Below are 15,584 nucleotides of genomic sequence, written 5' to 3'. Positions count from 1 at the left end.
ATGCGGGCGACTCGGTACCTCGGTCACACCGCGATAATCCCGTCGCAGCCTCGCTAAGGCTCGACAGCGCCCACCACCATCGCGGCCAGTTCTTCCCGGCTGCGGCTGATCATCACGCCGATTTGTGCAAGATGGTCAACCGCTGCCACACCTCCCTCCTCGCTGATGCCACGGCACGCCGGCAGGTGCAGGATGACCTCGAAACCGGCCTTGAACAGCTGCAACACGGTAGTCTTGACGCAGTAGTCCAGCGCCAGGCCGCCGACGATTACGCGCCGGATACCCTGGGCATTGAGGTACTCGATGACCCCGGTGGAGAGTTTGTCGTGAAGGTCGTGGTAGCAGGCGCCGTAGGGATGCAGGTCGGGCTCGACGCCTTTCCAGATGAAGTAGTCGTAGTCATAGGGCGCAGGCAATTCGTCAAGCAGGGTGAAACCCACGGTGCCGGGCACGCAGTGGGCCACCCAGGTGACATCGGCGTGCACCAGGCCGGTGGGTTGCAGCATCTCGCTGTGCTGCGAGACCACCCAGGGCGCGTGCGGGGTGTGGGCGTCCTTGCTGCCCACACGGCGCCCGGCGAGGCTGGCCATATAGTTGAGCTCGGCGCCGATCTGGTCGCCGCCGGCCACCGGCAGTTCAGCGGGGCACAGCGGCGTGAAGCTCTTCTGGGCATCGACATCAAATGAGGCAACAGCGTTTTTCGGGACGGTCATTTTGGCGTTCTCCTCTGGCATGCGCACAAAAGCACAAGGCCAGGTACAGGAGCAAGTGCCGTCAGTTCATCCAGTTCCCGCCGTCGACGTTGTAGGTCTGGGCAACCACGTAGTCGGCCTCTTTTGAAGCGAGGAAAATCGCCATGCCGGTGAGGTCTTCCGCCGTGCCCATGCGCCCGTAAGGCACCTCGGCCCCGACGCGTTTTTTCTTCTCCCCCAGCGGCAGCCCTTCATGCCGGGCGAACATCGCATCCACCCCGTCCCAATGCTCACCGTCCACCACGCCCGGGGCGATGGCATTCACGTTGATGCCCTGCTTGATCAGATTCAACCCCGCCGACTGCGTGAGGCTGATCACCGCGGCCTTGGTCGCGCAGTACACCGCCACCAGCGGCTCCCCCCGACGCCCGGCCTGGCTGGCCATGTTGATGATCTTGCCGCCGTGCCCCTGCTTGATCATCTGCTTGGCTGCCGCCTGCAAGGTGAACAGCGTACCGGCGAAGTTGATTGAGAACAGCCGGTCAAAGCTGTCGCGGGTGATCTCGATGATCGGTGCCAGGTCGAACAAGGCCGCGTTGTTGATCAGGATATCGAGCTTGCCGGCCTGCGCCACCACGGCAGCAATCGCCGCGTCGATGGAGGCCTGGTCGGTGACGTCCATCGCTACCGCGTAGGCCTTCGGGCCCAATTCGGCGGCGGTGGCCCGGGCCCGCTCCAGATTGATGTCGGCGATGGCGACCGTGGCGCCTTCGTTGATGTAGGCCTGGGCAAACGCCCGGCCAATGCCCCGGGCGCTGCCGGTGACCAGCGCGCTTTTACCTTCCAGTCGTTTCATGAATGCAGTGTCCCTAAGGTGATTATTTCGGGTAGCCGGCGCGTTTCATTTCGCGCGTCGTGGTGGCCTGCGCCACGGCCAGTGCCTTGTCGACGGTCATGCCACCGGTGAGCGCTGCCGAAAACAGCTTGCCCACCGAGGTGCCGATGGCCTGGAACTCGGGGATGGTCACGTATTGGATGCCCACGTACGGCACAGGCTTGGCCGACGGATGCGCCGGGTCGGCGTGTTGCATCATCTGCAAGGTCACCTGGGCGAACGGCGCCGCAGCCAGGTACGCCGCGTTGTAAGTGGACTGGCGTGTGCCCGGCGGCACGTTGGTAATGCCGTCCTTGTCCGCCACCAACTGGATGTATTCCTTGGAGGTGGCCCAGGTGATGAAGGCTTTGGCGGCGTCCTTGTGTTTGGAGGTGGCCGGAATCGCCAGGGACCAGGCGTAGAGCCACGACGAGCCCTTGTCGGTAAACTCGGTGGGGGCGGCGGCAAAGCCCACGCTGTCGGCGACCTTGCTTTGGGTTTTGTCGGTGGTGAACGAGCCCGCGACGCTGGCATCCACCCAGATTGCGCATTTGCCACTGTTGAACAGCGCCAGGGTTTCGTTGAAACCGTTGCTGGAGACGCCCGGCGGGCCGTAGTTTTTCAGGGTATTGACGTAGAAGTTCGCCGCGGCGGTCCACTCGGGGCTCGTCAGCTCGGGCTTCCATTGTTCGTCAAACCAGCGGGCGCCAAAGGCGTTGGCCATGGTGCTCAGCAGCGCGATGTTTTCACCCCAGCCAGCCTTGCCCCGCAGGCACATGCCGTATTGGTCCTTGGCGGGTTGGTTGAGTCTGGCGGCGAACTCGCCCAGTTGGGTCCAGGTCGGGTGCTCGGGCATCGTCAGGCCCGCCTGCTTGAACAGGTCGGTGCGGTAATAGGTGACGGTGCTTTCGCCATAGAACGGCAAGGCGTAGAGGGTGTTGTTCACCGACAGGCCCTGGCGCACGGCCGGGAAGATGTCGTCCACGTCGTAGTCGGCGGGCAGGGGCGTGATCGGTTCCAGCCAGTGCTTGGCGCCCCACAACGGGGTTTCGTAGGTGCCGATGGTCAGCACGTCGAACTGGCCGCCCTGGGTGGCGATGTCGGTAGTGAGGCGTTGGCGCAGGACGTTTTCTTCGAGCACCACCCAATTGAGCTTCACCTCGGGGTGTTGTTGTTCGAACACCTTGGACAGGCGTTGCATGCGGATCATGTCACTGTTGTTGACCGTGGCGATGGTCACGGTTTCGGCCGCGTGCGCGGCGATTGCCAGCGTGAGGCCGGAGAGCAGGAACAGCGCTTTCGAAATCTTGAACATGGCGGTTTCCACTTATTGTTTTTGTTGTTGACGGGCCGATTACAGCAGCTTGCCCGGGGCTCGACAAACGCATGGCGGATGCCTGACTGATACTTTTTTAACCGCCACCACGAAATCAAAAAAGTATCAGTGGCGGGCAAAACCCGAGGTAGCGGCTGCCTGGGCAAAGGGCGTATTTTGGTTCCATTCCAAAAAGCCCAGAAGGGCCAAGCCCATGCCTGCAAGCCGCTCCGCCCTTTTCGAGCAACGCCCCGCCGAGCTGGAAGTGATTCTGGCCGAGCCCGAGCATGCCTTTCGCTGGTACGAACATGACTATCCGTTCGAACTCGCCCGCTGGAACCATCACCCGGAATTCGAGATTCACCTGATCCGCCAAGGCAGCGGCAAGCTGGTGGCAGGTGACTATATCGGTGCGTTTGGCGCCGGCCACGTCGCGCTGATCGGCCCCGACCTGCCCCACGACTGGATCGGCGACCTGGCGCCCGGCGACTACCTGACCGGGCGCGATGTGGTGCTGCAGTTCGACGGCGCCGCACTGCTGGCCCTGCGCACCACCCTGCCGGAGCTGGGTGACCTGCAATCCCTGTTTGACCGGGCCCGCCGCGGCCTGGAATTCACCGGCGAAACCGCCCTGAAGGCCGCGCATCTGCTGGAATCCATCGGCCCTGCCCAAGGCCTGGCGCGCCTGATCCTGTTCATCCAGTTGCTGCACACCTTGATGCAGGCGCCCGACCGCGAAACCCACTGCCTGGCCAGCGCCTGCTACACGCCAAGCCTGGATGCCCGCAGCTCGGAGCGTATCCACAAGGCCTTCGAATACTTGATGACGGAACTGACTGGCGATTTAAGGCTGTCGGTCATCGCCCAGCGCCTGGACATGAGCGAGCCGGGGTTTTCGCGCTTTTTCAAGCGCGTCACCGGCCACGGTTTTATCGACCTGATGCGCAAGTTCCGGGTGCAGCGCGCCTGCCGCCTGTTGCTGCAAAGCGACATGTCGGTGGCAGATATCTGCTTTGAAGTGGGCTACGCCAACCTCTCCAACTTCAACCGGCACTTTCGCATCGAGATGAACCAGACGCCCAGCGAGTATCGCCGGGAAACCGCGACGTACCTGTTCAACCGCAACGGTGATCAGGCACTGCCGTTTACCAAGGCCCACTGAGCCAGGCGGGCCACTTCCAGGTCTACATCGGCCCGGTGCCGCTCGTTATCCTCCAGAAACCAGGCCGCGGACAAACCGGCATGGGCCATCACCCATTGCAACAGACGCTGGCGCTCCAGGCCCGCTGCCCGGGCGATGACCTCGACCTGGCGTGCAAATCGCACAGGGTCGGTACACGTGGGCAAATCCGGATTGCAGATCAGGTTCGCGTAGTCATAGCCGCGCTCGCCGGTCACCCGCTTGGGGTCGATCGCCAGCCAGCCCCGTGGGCCGAAGTCTAGGATGTTGTCGTGGTGCACGTCACCGTGCAGTACCACCTGTTCCTGGGGCGACGCCAGCAGGTTGCGCGCCGTGGTGGCGCACTCGCGTATCAGCCCGCCTTTGCGCTCAGCGGCGAGCCACAGGGACTCAAACCATTGCTCCAATGAATGCAAACCCTCCGGCGGCGACGGGCGCGGGGCATGCAATAAAGCCACGGTGGCGCAGGCAATGCGGCTGGCTTCATCGTCGTGGCCATTGAGGGCCATGTGCATCAGTGAACGCGGGCCGGTCGCGCGCTCCATCACCACGGCATCGTCGTCATGGAGAAATACCCGTGCGGCGCCCTCGCCCGCCCACCAGGTCATCAACACACCGCCGAGTTTTTCCTCGGGCTCGCGGGCGATCTTGAGCATCGCCGGCTGGCCGTCCCAGCGTACCGGCAGCAGATCGCTGCTGTGGGTGATGATCGCGTCACCCTCGGGGGTGAGTTTCCAGCGTTTCAAATAATGATCGAACATCGGATGACTCCCAGTGCGAGGCCCTTCAGGATGCCACAAGCGTGTTTACCCGACCCCTCCGGTTTCTGACCAAAAGGCCGACTATTTCCCACTTTTCTCAATTCCTTCATGCAATTGACACAAATTGGTACAACCTGTGCAAACGTTTGCGGAACGAACTTGGCAGCCAAGTTCACCTCAACCCGAAGAATCGGGCCCAAACCGCGTACGAACAGGGATTTTCAATGCACCCCACTTCCAGACGAACCGCGTCGGCTACTCCTTTTGCTGTTTCCCTGCTACTGGCTGCCGTTACGGGAGTACTCAGCGCACCCATTTTGGCGCAGGAAAAACCCTCCGATGACTCAGCACAGGGCGAAACCCTGGCCCCGGAAGCCAGCCCCTCGAAAAAAGGCGTGTACCTGTCGGACTGGATCAACCAGGACCTGACGGTCATCGGCAGCAAAGACATCAGCTTCGGCCCCAAACCCGCCGATGACGTTTACCTGGAGTACGAATACTTCGGCCGCAAGGGCCCGTTCGAACTGTATGGCTACGTCGATATCCCGAAGATCTTCGGCATCGGCAACAGCAATGACAAAGGTGCCTGGGACCACGGTTCCCCAGTGTTCATGGAACACGAACCGCGTATCTCCATCGACTACCTGGCCGGTCGCAGCCTGGCCATCGGGCCGTTCAAGGAATGGTACGTGGCGTTTGACTGGATCTACGACCACGGCAGCAACAAGGCCAACCGCGCCAACACCTTGTACAGCGGCCTGGGCACCGACATCGAGACCCACTCGCGGGTGAACCTGTCGGCGAACTTCTATGGCCGCTACCAGTGGGAAAACTACGGCGCCAGCAACGAATACTCGTGGGACGGCTACCGGGCGCAGATGAAGTACATCGTGCCCATCGGCAGCTTCGACAATGGTGCTTCGCTGACCTATATCGGCTTCACCAACTACGATTTCGGCTCGGACCTGCACAAAGACAACCCCGCGCGCACCGCCAACTCCCTGGTTGCAACAAACGTGTTGTTGTATTCGTTCACTCACTTGCGTTTCACCCTGGTCGGCCGTTACTTCCACAACGGCGGCAACTGGGAAGACGGCAGCGAGCTGAACTTTGGCGACGGTAATTTCCGCGCCCGCTCCAACGGCTGGGGTTACTACGCCGGTGTGGGCTATCAATTCTGAGTGTGAACAAGGAGCAGTAGATGAAGACCTTTACCCGCCTTTCTATCGCCATCGGCCTGGCCGCCGGGGCGCTGTTGCCGCAGGTCGCGTTGGCCGATACGCCGGCCCCGATCAAGCCCAAGGTGATGCTGATCACCATGTTCGCCCCCGAGGCGCAGAACTGGATCGACCGCCTGGAGCTTAAACAGGAAGTACGCGTGCCGGGCTTGTCGGCCGAGTACCCGGTGATCCGCTGCAACACCCAGGACGTGTGCCTGCTGGTAACCGGCATGGGCCAGACCAACGCAGCGGCCTCGACCCTGGCGCTGGCGTTGTCGCCCAAGTTCGACCTGCGCCAGAGCTACTTCCTGATCGCAGGGATTGCCGGGATCAACCCGCACCACGGCACCATCGGCACCGCCGCGTGGGCCCATTACCTGGTGGAGTTCGGCACCCAGTGGGAGCTGGATTCACGGGATGCGCCGAAGGATTGGCCGACCGGCTATATCGGCATCAACACCAAGGGCCCGAACGAGAAGCCGCCGCTGGACTACAAGACCGAAGTGTTTGAGCTCAACCCCAAGCTGCAGGCCAAGGCGTTTGCGCTGTCGCAGAAAGTCGAACTCAGCGAAAGCAAGGAGTCCACGGCCTGGCGCAAACACTACCCGTACGCACCGGCCAATCAGCCGCCGCAAGTTACCCAGTGTGACACCCTGGCGGGCAATACCTGGTTCTCCGGGACTCGCCTGAGTGAGCGCGCCGAAGTCTGGACCAAGTTGCTGACGGACAATAAAGGCGTGTATTGCACCACCCAGCAGGAAGACAACTCCACCTATGAGGCGTTGCTGCGAGCCAGCCGCGAAGGCTTGGTGGATATCAAGCGTTTGGCCGTCGTGCGGGCCGGCTCCGACTTTGATCGGCCATACCCGGGCTACAGCGAAGTGGACAACCTGTTGAAGTACGCGGACCAGGGCGGTTTTGTACCGGCGCTGGAGAACCTGTACCGCACCGGTAACCCGCTGGTGCAGGCGATTCTGAAGAACTGGTCGGCGTGGGAGAAAGGCGTTCCCGACGCCTGAACCGGATGAGGGGGCTTGCCCCCTCTCCCTTGGTGATCAGGGCAGGAAGATAATCTTGTCTGCACTGCCCTGGTTCACTTCCTCAAAGCACTTCACACCGTCGGCCAGCGACACTTCCCGCAAGCCGGTCGGCAGCGGCAACAAGCCTTCATCGAAGAACCGCCCGAACTGCTCCAGCATCACCGCGCATTGCTCGCAGTTGTAGAGCAACGAATTGATCCCCACCACCGAACCGCCCTTGCGGTACAACGCCAGGGCCGGCAGTTGTACGTGCCCGTCCACCGGTGCGGCAATGATCGCGATCCGGCCAAAGGGTGCCAGCGCCGCCACGGCTGCCGGCAGCCAGAAACCGGTGGTGTCGAAAATCACATCGGCGCCCGCACCAAACAGCGCATTGACCTGCCCGCCCAGCGCTTCCGGCTGGCCCAGTAACAGCCCCTCGAAACCCTGCTCGCGCAATGCCTCGACCTGTTCCGGCCGACGCACCGCCCCGAGCACCTGGGCCCCACGAATTTTCGCCAGGGCCAGGGCCGCACTGCCTACGGCTCCATTGGCGCCAATCACCAGCAAACGCGTGCCTTGGCCAACACCGCTGCGCTCAAGTGCATCCCACGCCGTGGTGTACGGCACGCCGAGACTGGCAGCCTGGGCAAAGCTCAGATGGCTGGGCTTGTGGGCCACGCCCTTGGCCGACACGGTGAGGTACTGGGCGTGGGAACCGTCGGCAAAAAAGCCCAGGTCGCGGCCGGTGCCCCAGACTTCCTGGCCTACCAGCTCCTGCGGGCCCTCCACCACCACCCCGGCAAAGTCCCGGCCGGGGACGCGTGGCAAGGTGGTGTAGGGGAAGCGCCCGAGTACGTTCTTCACGTCGCTGGGGTTCAGCCCGGCAGCCTTGATGTGTACCAGGACTTCACCGGCCGCCGGCACCGGAGTAGCGACGTCAACGTAAGCGAGGGCAGCGAGATCGCCGGTGGCGGAAAATTGCAGTGCTTTCATGGCCAATATCCATCGAGGTTAAAAGGGTTTCAGGACAACCAGGCGCTGACCAGCTGCCGGCCCATGGGCCAGAGCTTTTCCCCCAGCAACATGCCCATCAGCCCTACCAGGGCAATGGCCGGAGGCGCGGGCGAACGAAAGTCCAGGGCACCGTAAATCACGCCGACCAACAGGCCGATGGCCAAGGAAATCAGGTAATTCATGGAACACTCCGCAGCAAGGGTTGATGCGGTCAGTGTAGGGGCCCCAAATCCGAAGCATCGGCCAACTGCTTCAGAATTTCGGCCAAGCCTCAGACGGGGTACTGCGACGGTGCCATTCCCAGTTCGCGACGAAACATGTCGCTGAAACTGCTGGGTGAATAGCCCAGGGAGCGGGCGATAGCGCTGACCGACTGGCCCTGGATCAGCTCGGCCACTGCTGTGGCCAACTGCACCTGGCGGCGCCACTCGGCAAAGCCCATGCCCAGGCTGTTCTGGAACAGCCGGGCCAGGGTGCGCACGCTGGCGCCGGAGGCTTCGGCGTGCTGCTCGAAGGGAATGTCCAGGGAAGGCGACGCCATGACTGCCTGGCAGGCACTCATCAGGCGGCGGTCGGCACCCACGGGCAAGGCAATGCGTATCGGCGAACGCCGGGCCCGCTGCAGCTCCAGCAGGGCCAGGCCGACCACTGCCTCGTAGTAGGCCTGATCACCCTTGTCGCCCTGTTCGACCAACGCCACGATCAGTTCGCGCAGCAACCCGCCCACCTCGATCACTTGCACCTGGCTGTCCAGGGTCGCAGCCAGCGCCGGGCGCAGGTAGATGTTGCGCATCTGCAAGTCGGACACCACGCGAATCCCGTGCTCGACACCCGGCGGCAGCCACACCGCGCGCTGAGGCGGCACCACCAGCGCTTCCTGCGGCGTCTCGACCCACATCACACCGCTCATCGCATAAAGCAACTGGCCCCAATCGTGTTGATGAGGCTCAACGTACAACCCACGCGGGTAGGTACGCGCCAAGGGTTGCACGGGGACGGCGTGATCACTGAGGTCGGGGGGTGCGGCCAGGGCCATGGAAGGCACATCGGTCAAGGATGGACAGCCATGGTAATGACCCGTGCCGGATAATCCGAGTGAATTTTTACCGCCTGGGGAGGGTCACTTAAAGACACAAGGAGGGTTAACGGATCCATGACTAACGCAAAACTTTTCGTGATCGACTACACGCTGCATGGCCAGCCCAAGTCATTCATCATCCGCCTGGAAAAACTCGACAACGCCGAAGCCTGGCATTGGGCGAGCTGCGACGCGGGCGTGGGTCGTATCGGACGCTTTGCCCGGGAGCAAGTGAAGAAGACCAGCCAGCCACAGGCCGAGAAATTCGGCATCGAAAACGTGCAATGGCGCCGCTCGGATGCGCGCCCCAGCGCGTGAAACTGTAGGAGCGAGCTTGCTCGCTCCTACAGGCGGCAGCCCGCGTTAGCCGTGCGCCGACTTGGCACACTCGCACCCGGTCGCCGAAGCACAAGGCTCACCATGGGCATGATGCTCGGCGCAGCCTTGGCAGCAATAGCCCTTGCCATCCTTCATCACCGCGTTTTTCCCCAACTGGCAGTTGCAGTGAGGGCAGGCGCATGTTTTCTCTTGCATGGTCAGACTCCTTTTTCGTGGTCGTCCCGGTGCGGCGAACGCCGGCACCTCAAGGAATGACTATAGGCAATCATGCAAGGTTCAAAGGCCCGTCAGTCAGCCCGACGAGCGTTGCTGCGGTACATGAACACCAGGGCCAGCGCCAGGCAGAGCATCGCCACAATCCGGCTGCCGGATAACTCGATGGCCGGGTTGCCGAGCCAGCCGAAGTTGTCGATCAGCATGCCCATGCCCAACTGGCCGACAATCACCGCCACCGTGGCCACCGCAGTGCCCACAATCGGTACCGCGCCAACCATCACCATCATGTACACCACGCCAAACAACGCCCCGGTCAATTGCCATTTCGGCACATCCAGCAGGCTGACCGCATGGGCCGGTTCGAAAAACAGAATCAGCAACCCGGTGCTGATCGCCCCCACCACGAACGTCAGCAGGCTGCTGCGCAATACACCCACCGCCTGGCCGAGGCGGCCGTTGATGGCGGCCTGCACACTCAACACCGCACCGGCGGCCACGACCACTACCAACAACAGAATCAGATTCATCGCCTTAACCCCGCGCAATCAAAACAAGTGCCACCACAATCAACCCCAATGCGATCCAGCGCTCCACGTTGACCCGCTTGCGGGCAGTGCCGAACCAGCCAAAGTGATCAATCAGCACGCTCTTGCCCACCTGGCCCGACAAAATCGCAATCATGGTCATCGCGATGCCGATGTGCGGCGTTGCCAGGGTCAGCACGACCACGTACATCGGCCCCAGAAACCCACCCACCAGTTGCCAGCGCGGCAGATCGGTCAACGCCGGACCCTTTTGCGGGCCGCTGAACAGCAGCAGCAGAAACAAAATCGCCGAGCCAACGCCGAAGATGCTCAAGGTCGCCCACAAGTGCCCGACCTGCACACCCAGCGGGCCCAGCAACCCGGCCTCTACCGACAAACCCATGCCGGCGAAAATCACCAGCGGCAGCAACAGTAATCGAAGAAATGTCTTGGGCCGGGCCTGAGCCACAGCCGCCGTTGAAGAAGCCTGCATACATCACCTGCGCGTTAGGGAGAGGAACAATGGCGCGCATTATCCGGTGGCACTGCTGTGCGATAAATGGGAGCATGCCGACAACACCTTTGCGTAACTCGCACAGCACGGAGTCATGATGCAGGGCTTGAACGAACTGAGTTTCAAGGCGCTTCGCCTGTTTGTCGCCGTGCTGGACTACGGCAGTTTCTCTGAAGTCGCACGCCGCGAGGGCCTGGCGCCCTCCTCCATTTCCCGGCAAATCCAGTTGATGGAACAGGCCCTGGGCCAACAGCTGTTGTATCGGCATACCCGTGCGGTCAGCCCTACGGAAGCCGGGCGCCTGTTGGGCCGCCATGCACGGCTGATGCTGGAGCAGCTGGAAGCCGCCGGCCAGGCACTGCAGGAACAGGAAAGCGAACCCAGTGGCCTGGTGCGCATCAATGCACCGATGGTGTTTGGCCAGCGCCATCTGTCGCCGTGGCTGGGGGAGTTGTGCCGGCGTTATCCGAAGCTGCAACTGGATATCCAGCAAACCGACACCTATGTCGACCCGTTGCAAGACGGTACAGACCTGCTGTTTCGCATTGGCGTGCTGAACGATTCCGGCATGCAGGCGAGAATCTTCGCACCCCAACGCTTTCGCCTCGCCGCCAGCCCCGGCTACCTGGAGCGTTTCGGTACCCCTCAACATCCCGACGAGCTGGCCAACCACCAATGCCTCGCCTACAAGGGCGTAACGGGCCAGCAGCGCTGGTTCTTCCGCCGCGACCAGGGTGACTGGACGTCCTACAGCGTCAAGGGCCCGATCACCGGCAACCACGCCGACACCCTGACCCACGCTGCCGAACAAGGCCTGGGGCTGGTGGTATTTCCATCGTGGTTGATCGGCGAAGGCCTGCGCGCCGGCACGCTGCAGGCGGTGCTGACCGACTATGAAGTGGCGACGACCCTGGAGCCGCAACAGATTGCAGCGCTATGGCCGGGCAGCCGGCGGTTGTCGTTGAAGGTACGCACGGTGATCGACTACTTCGTCGAGTGTTTTGGGACGGTGCCGTACTGGGACCGTTGAGGTGTCAGGAAAAATCCCCCTCCCCGTAAGGCCTGTCTGTTTTTATGAAACACAGGTCCAATTCCACTTGCACTCCGGCAGACTCCGACAACTTCCTTCAGGAGAGACGTCATGGATGCCAGTCATTACCCGTTCGGAAACACACAACCACTCTCGCAAAAATCACCCTCAACCAGCAGTCGGCTGATCTTTGCCTGCCTACGAAATTTTGGCTATATTTGGCCAAAATCCGGGGAAGACCACATGATTACCGTACCGTTGGGCGAAGCAAAAAATAACCTGTCAAAACTGGTCGATGATGCCGCCTCCGGCCAAATCATCACCATCGCCAAGCATGGGCGCGCCATGGCTCGCCTTGTCCCCGTCGGGAAACCGACAGGCCGGCGTATCGGCGCCATGAAAGGAAAACTGGTGGTGCCGGACGACTTTGATGCGCCATTGCCAGACGACATGCTGGACGCGTTCGAGGGAAATCACCCATGAGGGTATTGCTGGATACCCATATCCTGCTTTGGGCCCTGAGCGATGATCCGAAACTGTCTGCCAGGGCCAGGAAGCTGATCGAGAACGCGGCAGAAATCTACGTCAGCGCCGCCACATTCTGGGAGCTGGCAATAAAGGTCGGTCTCGGAAAACTCAACGTAAACCTGGAGGAAATCCGCGAGTACTGCCTTGAAAGCGGCTACGTGGAATTACCCATCACCTCCGAACACGCTATCGCGGTCAAGGACCTTGAGGCCCATCACAGGGACCCGTTTGATCGACTCATCATCGCGACGGCCATCATCGAACCGATGAAGCTGTTAACGGCGGACCCGATAGTGGCGAAATACACATCGCTGGCTGTGTTGGCGTAAGCCGCTTCGTTCAGAACAACCACTGCCCGATCAGCCAGGCATTCGCCCCGCTGATCACCACAAACAAGCCCCAGGCCAGCAGTCGCGTTGGCAAACGGTTAACGAACGGTCCCATCAGGCGCTTGTCGCCCGTCATGCGGATCAACGGGTACAGCGCAAACGGCAACTGCAGGCTCAACACCACCTGGCTGAGAATCAGCAACTTGCCGATGGCATCGTCCCCCATCAGCCACACCCCGAGGAACGCCGGGATCAGCGCCAGGCCACGGGTGATCAGGCGCCGCTGCCAGCAGGGAATACGCAGGTTGAGGTAGCCCTCCATGATCACTTGCCCGGCGATGGTGCCGGTGAACGTGGAGCTCTGGCCGGACGCCAGCAGCGCGACACCAAACAGCACACTGGCGAAGGCGCCGCCCACCAGCGGGTCCAGCAAGTGGTAGGCGTCCTGGATTTCCACCACGTCCGTGTGACCGGTCTGGTGGAACGCCGCGGCGGCCAGTATCAGGATGGCCGCGTTGACCAGCAGCGCCAGGGCCAGGGAACCAATGGTGTCGATACGTGCCAGCTTGACCGCGTCCTGGCGGCTCGCCAGGTCCTTGCCGAACATCCGGGTTTGCACAATGGAGGTATGCAGGTACAGGTTATGGGGCATCACCGTGGCGCCCAGGATGCCAATGGCCAGGTACAACGGTGCTGCATCGCTGATGACCGACAGCGAGGGCGTGAAGCCACGAAACACGTCGGGCCAGTAAGGTTTGATCAGCACCAGCTCAATGAAAAAACACACGCCGATGGTTGCCACCAGCGCCAGCATGATCGCTTCCAGTCGGCGGAAACCGCGGTTTTGCAGGGCCAGGATCAACAACGTATCGAAGGCGGTGATCACGATCCCGGTGGTCAGGGACACGCCCAGCAACAGGTGAAACGCCAGGGCGCAGCCGAGGACTTCGGCGAGGTCGGTGGCGATGATCGAGATTTCCGCGAGAACCCACTGCACCAACGACGAGCGCCGGCTGTAGCGCTCGCGGCTCAATTGCGCCAGGTCCTTGCCAGTGGCGATGCCCAGCCGGGAGCACAGGCACTGCACCGCCATCCCCGCCAGGCTGGCCAACAGCACCACAAACAACAAGTTGTAGCCGTACCGCGAGCCGGCTTCGATGGCCGTGGCCCAGTTGCCCGGGTCCATGTAACCGATGGAGATCAGCAAGCCTGGGCCGGCAAATTTCAACACGCGCTTGAAAAACGAAGCCCTGGGGTCGACGGCGATGGTGCCGGCGACTTCCGGCGGGCAGAACGGGGCGGTAGCGATTTTGGGCAGGCTGAATTTCACGCGGGGTACCAGGCTTTCACACAAGACGTTTACGCAGCTTATCAGTCAGACGTCACGGTACGCATCACCGTCTCCCGAGGCAGATCAAATGCCTCTACCACCTGGACCACCAGATCCAGCTCCTGGTTCAGCGCCTCGCGCTCCATGCGCTCGCGAATCACCCCGATCACCAGCACCGCCAGGGTGGTGATGGAATACGCAGGGCCGGAAAATGCCCGCACCCCGGTCACCAGCAGCATCGCCGCCGCCAACGCCTGCCCTACCACCGGAATCGCCGTGGCCGCGCCCCGGCGCAGGATAAACCCGGTGAGCCCGGCCAGCGCCGTGCCGCTCAGGGCAGTAGTGGCTGAACGCCCGACATCGAAACGATTGAAAAAACCCTGTTCCTTCTGTGCCGCAGCCTTCAACTCTGCCTCGAACACTTGGCGGTCGGCCTGGCTGAGTTTGTCCTTGTATTGCTCGATCAGCCGCTCGGCGACTTGCAGTTCCAGATCCGCGAGTGCGACTTGCTCAATCGGCTCATCGAACTTGATGCCCACCCGCTGCGCCACATCCTGGGCAATCTCGCGGTAGCTCACGCCATGGCCGCGTGCCAGGTTCATAAAGGTGTCGCCACCCATGCGTTGCAATTCGATGGCCAGTTTCAACGGCTCGCGCACCGTGGCGTCGATCGAGGCGCTGCGCTTCTGCGCCATCAATTCGGCGAAGAACTTCAACTCTTCCGGGCGTGCCTGAACCAACAGCGGGAACAGGTCGACATCCTCTTCGGCAAACCGAACTTCGCTGCTGCGCTGATCGGCGCGGATCATGCCCCGGCGCTCCTGCAGCAAGTCGGTGTACTGCACCACCGTCTTCAATTGCGGCCAGTAAGCGGCATGGTCGAACGTGGCCAGGTGCACATTGGCAACCTTGGCCTTGAGCGCGGGTGTCAGGGGGATGGCATAACGACCAATGCAGCGCTCGGTGTCGGGCTTGAGCGCCAGGGCCCAATCCTTGCTGGAGTGGCAGTTGATCACCCGGCCCTTGAGCGGCGCCGACACCAGGTCCCACGGGCTGGACGTACAAATGGCGCCGCCCATCAGCAACAGGTTGTTCAGCGGCAGCTCACGGGCCACTTCGGGGCTTGCGAGCACGCTCTTGACCAGAATCCGCGCGCCCAGGGAGTGACCGATCAGGTTGATCTGGCGCACCTTGATCGACTCGCCGTGCAGGTAGTTGGCCAGTTCGGGCAACAGGCTTTTGGCGACCTCATCCACCCGCGCCTCGACGCTTTTGTAGTGGTCAAGGAAATAGGCAATCGCCTTGCCCACCCCGATGGTCGCCGCGCCCAGGCTACCGCCGCCGAGCATTGAGGTGATCACATCCTTGAACGGCGCAAAAAGGTTTTCCAGGAAATGCCCCGCCGGCCAGAACAGCATCAGGTTGGTCGAGCCTTCGATGGTTGCCAGTTGCTGCGAGAAATTGCCCAGTTGCTGCTGGTTGAAGAACGCCGAATAACCATGGACATAGAGATTGAGCACATCCCCTTGGGGTTCGCCACACAACACAAACGTAGGCTTGCGGGTGCGGTGCATTTCATCCCACTGGTGTTGCATGTGGCGGTGACTCCTGGTGACGA

19 protein-coding genes are annotated in these 15,584 nt (G+C 61.9%); 7 read left to right on the top strand and 12 right to left on the bottom strand.

Annotated features, from left to right (window positions below; genetic code table 11):
- Window positions 1–53: 53 nt before the first annotated feature.
- From P3C29_RS08585 to P3C29_RS08575, 3 genes are all read right to left on the bottom strand, one after another.
- Window positions 54–713 carry an isochorismatase family protein gene (locus P3C29_RS08585; protein ID WP_201123425.1) on the bottom strand — a complete coding sequence of 220 codons (660 nt, stop codon included), beginning with the start codon at window positions 711–713 and terminating at the stop codon, window positions 54–56.
- 61 nt (window positions 714–774) lie between these two features.
- The gene (locus P3C29_RS08580) at window positions 775–1,548 is read right to left on the bottom strand and encodes an L-iditol 2-dehydrogenase (protein ID WP_201123423.1); all 774 of its coding nucleotides are present in this window, start codon (window positions 1,546–1,548) and stop codon (window positions 775–777) included.
- A gap of 22 nt (window positions 1,549–1,570) precedes the next feature.
- Window positions 1,571–2,881, bottom strand: a complete 1,311-nt coding sequence (locus P3C29_RS08575; RefSeq protein ID WP_275964301.1) for a sugar ABC transporter substrate-binding protein — start codon at window positions 2,879–2,881, stop codon at window positions 1,571–1,573.
- A 214-nt stretch (window positions 2,882–3,095) separates the two neighbouring features.
- Here P3C29_RS08575 and P3C29_RS08570 point away from each other — a divergent pair, with 214 nt between their 5' ends.
- The gene (locus tag P3C29_RS08570; RefSeq protein WP_275964300.1) at window positions 3,096–4,043 is read left to right on the top strand and encodes an AraC family transcriptional regulator; all 948 of its coding nucleotides are present in this window, start codon (window positions 3,096–3,098) and stop codon (window positions 4,041–4,043) included.
- Here P3C29_RS08570 and P3C29_RS08565 read toward each other — a convergent pair.
- Window positions 4,013–4,822: an aminoglycoside phosphotransferase family protein gene (locus tag P3C29_RS08565; protein WP_201123417.1), complete on the bottom strand. Its 810-nt coding sequence runs from the start codon at window positions 4,820–4,822 to the stop codon at window positions 4,013–4,015. The genes P3C29_RS08570 and P3C29_RS08565 overlap by 31 nt on opposite strands.
- Before the next feature lie 224 nt (window positions 4,823–5,046).
- Here P3C29_RS08565 and P3C29_RS08560 point away from each other — a divergent pair, with 224 nt between their 5' ends.
- A complete protein-coding gene (locus P3C29_RS08560; protein WP_275964299.1) occupies window positions 5,047–6,003 on the top strand; it encodes a nucleoside-specific channel-forming protein Tsx in 957 nt (318 codons plus the stop codon).
- Between the two features lie 20 nt (window positions 6,004–6,023).
- Window positions 6,024–7,061, top strand: coding sequence for a purine nucleoside permease (locus P3C29_RS08555; protein ID WP_201123415.1), 1,038 nt, complete (start codon window positions 6,024–6,026; stop codon window positions 7,059–7,061).
- Between the two features lie 36 nt (window positions 7,062–7,097).
- Here P3C29_RS08555 and P3C29_RS08550 read toward each other — a convergent pair whose 3' ends face one another.
- From P3C29_RS08550 to P3C29_RS08540, 3 genes are all read right to left on the bottom strand, one after another.
- The gene (locus tag P3C29_RS08550; RefSeq protein ID WP_275964298.1) at window positions 7,098–8,057 is read right to left on the bottom strand and encodes a zinc-binding alcohol dehydrogenase family protein; all 960 of its coding nucleotides are present in this window, start codon (window positions 8,055–8,057) and stop codon (window positions 7,098–7,100) included.
- A gap of 29 nt (window positions 8,058–8,086) precedes the next feature.
- Entirely contained in the window at window positions 8,087–8,260 is a 174-nt protein-coding gene (locus P3C29_RS08545; RefSeq protein WP_010173244.1) for a DUF1427 family protein, read from the bottom strand.
- A gap of 89 nt (window positions 8,261–8,349) precedes the next feature.
- The gene (locus tag P3C29_RS08540; protein WP_010173246.1) at window positions 8,350–9,114 is read right to left on the bottom strand and encodes a helix-turn-helix transcriptional regulator; all 765 of its coding nucleotides are present in this window, start codon (window positions 9,112–9,114) and stop codon (window positions 8,350–8,352) included.
- A gap of 117 nt (window positions 9,115–9,231) precedes the next feature.
- Between P3C29_RS08540 and P3C29_RS08535 the strand changes: the two genes are divergently transcribed.
- A complete protein-coding gene (locus P3C29_RS08535) occupies window positions 9,232–9,474 on the top strand; it encodes a DUF6555 family protein (protein ID WP_003208104.1) in 243 nt (80 codons plus the stop codon).
- A gap of 45 nt (window positions 9,475–9,519) precedes the next feature.
- Here P3C29_RS08535 and P3C29_RS08530 read toward each other — a convergent pair whose 3' ends face one another.
- From P3C29_RS08530 to P3C29_RS08520, 3 genes are all read right to left on the bottom strand, one after another.
- On the bottom strand, window positions 9,520–9,690 hold the full coding sequence (locus P3C29_RS08530; RefSeq protein ID WP_008437063.1) for a metallothionein: 171 nt from the start codon (window positions 9,688–9,690) through the stop codon (window positions 9,520–9,522).
- Window positions 9,691–9,782: 92 nt separating this feature from the next.
- Window positions 9,783–10,238: a DMT family transporter gene (locus P3C29_RS08525; RefSeq protein WP_088425290.1), complete on the bottom strand. Its 456-nt coding sequence runs from the start codon at window positions 10,236–10,238 to the stop codon at window positions 9,783–9,785.
- A 4-nt stretch (window positions 10,239–10,242) separates the two neighbouring features.
- On the bottom strand, window positions 10,243–10,728 hold the full coding sequence (locus tag P3C29_RS08520) for a DMT family transporter (protein ID WP_275964297.1): 486 nt from the start codon (window positions 10,726–10,728) through the stop codon (window positions 10,243–10,245).
- 118 nt (window positions 10,729–10,846) lie between these two features.
- Here P3C29_RS08520 and P3C29_RS08515 point away from each other — a divergent pair, with 118 nt between their 5' ends.
- From P3C29_RS08515 to P3C29_RS08505, 3 genes are all read left to right on the top strand, one after another.
- Complete coding sequence (locus tag P3C29_RS08515; RefSeq protein WP_275964296.1) at window positions 10,847–11,779, top strand: LysR family transcriptional regulator; 933 nt, start codon at window positions 10,847–10,849, stop codon at window positions 11,777–11,779.
- 111 nt (window positions 11,780–11,890) lie between these two features.
- Window positions 11,891–12,262, top strand: a complete 372-nt coding sequence (locus P3C29_RS08510; RefSeq protein WP_275964295.1) for a type II toxin-antitoxin system Phd/YefM family antitoxin — start codon at window positions 11,891–11,893, stop codon at window positions 12,260–12,262.
- Entirely contained in the window at window positions 12,259–12,636 is a 378-nt protein-coding gene (locus tag P3C29_RS08505; protein ID WP_010173254.1) for a type II toxin-antitoxin system VapC family toxin, read from the top strand. Before P3C29_RS08510 ends, P3C29_RS08505 begins: the two co-directional genes overlap by 4 nt.
- A 10-nt stretch (window positions 12,637–12,646) precedes the next feature.
- Here P3C29_RS08505 and P3C29_RS08500 read toward each other — a convergent pair whose 3' ends face one another.
- Window positions 12,647–13,966 carry an Nramp family divalent metal transporter gene (locus tag P3C29_RS08500; protein WP_275964294.1) on the bottom strand — a complete coding sequence of 440 codons (1,320 nt, stop codon included), beginning with the start codon at window positions 13,964–13,966 and terminating at the stop codon, window positions 12,647–12,649.
- Between the two features lie 41 nt (window positions 13,967–14,007).
- Window positions 14,008–15,561 carry a DUF726 domain-containing protein gene (locus P3C29_RS08495; protein ID WP_169388068.1) on the bottom strand — a complete coding sequence of 518 codons (1,554 nt, stop codon included), beginning with the start codon at window positions 15,559–15,561 and terminating at the stop codon, window positions 14,008–14,010.
- Window positions 15,562–15,584: the final 23 nt, after the last annotated feature.

Source organism: Pseudomonas sp. 1912-s (assembly GCF_029269205.1).
Taxonomy (GTDB): domain Bacteria; phylum Pseudomonadota; class Gammaproteobacteria; order Pseudomonadales; family Pseudomonadaceae; genus Aquipseudomonas.
Note: the sequence above shows the minus strand (reverse complement) of the source record. Positions and strands in the feature narration are given on the sequence as shown.

Bases quoted from the DNA above. Each gene is read 5' to 3' on its own strand.
- P3C29_RS08585 (WP_201123425.1), bottom strand. From the start codon at position 713: ATGACCGTCCCGAAAAACGCTGTTGCCTCATTTGATGTCGATGCCCAG.
- P3C29_RS08580 (WP_201123423.1), bottom strand. From the start codon at position 1,548: ATGAAACGACTGGAAGGTAAAAGCGCGCTGGTCACCGGCAGCGCCCGG.
- P3C29_RS08575 (WP_275964301.1), bottom strand. From the start codon at position 2,881: ATGTTCAAGATTTCGAAAGCGCTGTTCCTGCTCTCCGGCCTCACGCTG.
- P3C29_RS08570 (WP_275964300.1), top strand. From the start codon at position 3,096: ATGCCTGCAAGCCGCTCCGCCCTTTTCGAGCAACGCCCCGCCGAGCTG.
- P3C29_RS08565 (WP_201123417.1), bottom strand. From the start codon at position 4,822: ATGTTCGATCATTATTTGAAACGCTGGAAACTCACCCCCGAGGGTGAC.
- P3C29_RS08560 (WP_275964299.1), top strand. From the start codon at position 5,047: ATGCACCCCACTTCCAGACGAACCGCGTCGGCTACTCCTTTTGCTGTT.
- P3C29_RS08555 (WP_201123415.1), top strand. From the start codon at position 6,024: ATGAAGACCTTTACCCGCCTTTCTATCGCCATCGGCCTGGCCGCCGGG.
- P3C29_RS08550 (WP_275964298.1), bottom strand. From the start codon at position 8,057: ATGAAAGCACTGCAATTTTCCGCCACCGGCGATCTCGCTGCCCTCGCT.
- P3C29_RS08545 (WP_010173244.1), bottom strand. From the start codon at position 8,260: ATGAATTACCTGATTTCCTTGGCCATCGGCCTGTTGGTCGGCGTGATT.
- P3C29_RS08540 (WP_010173246.1), bottom strand. From the start codon at position 9,114: ATGGCCCTGGCCGCACCCCCCGACCTCAGTGATCACGCCGTCCCCGTG.
- P3C29_RS08535 (WP_003208104.1), top strand. From the start codon at position 9,232: ATGACTAACGCAAAACTTTTCGTGATCGACTACACGCTGCATGGCCAG.
- P3C29_RS08530 (WP_008437063.1), bottom strand. From the start codon at position 9,690: ATGCAAGAGAAAACATGCGCCTGCCCTCACTGCAACTGCCAGTTGGGG.
- P3C29_RS08525 (WP_088425290.1), bottom strand. From the start codon at position 10,238: ATGAATCTGATTCTGTTGTTGGTAGTGGTCGTGGCCGCCGGTGCGGTG.
- P3C29_RS08520 (WP_275964297.1), bottom strand. From the start codon at position 10,728: ATGCAGGCTTCTTCAACGGCGGCTGTGGCTCAGGCCCGGCCCAAGACA.
- P3C29_RS08515 (WP_275964296.1), top strand. From the start codon at position 10,847: ATGCAGGGCTTGAACGAACTGAGTTTCAAGGCGCTTCGCCTGTTTGTC.
- P3C29_RS08510 (WP_275964295.1), top strand. From the start codon at position 11,891: ATGGATGCCAGTCATTACCCGTTCGGAAACACACAACCACTCTCGCAA.
- P3C29_RS08505 (WP_010173254.1), top strand. From the start codon at position 12,259: ATGAGGGTATTGCTGGATACCCATATCCTGCTTTGGGCCCTGAGCGAT.
- P3C29_RS08495 (WP_169388068.1), bottom strand. From the start codon at position 15,561: ATGCAACACCAGTGGGATGAAATGCACCGCACCCGCAAGCCTACGTTT.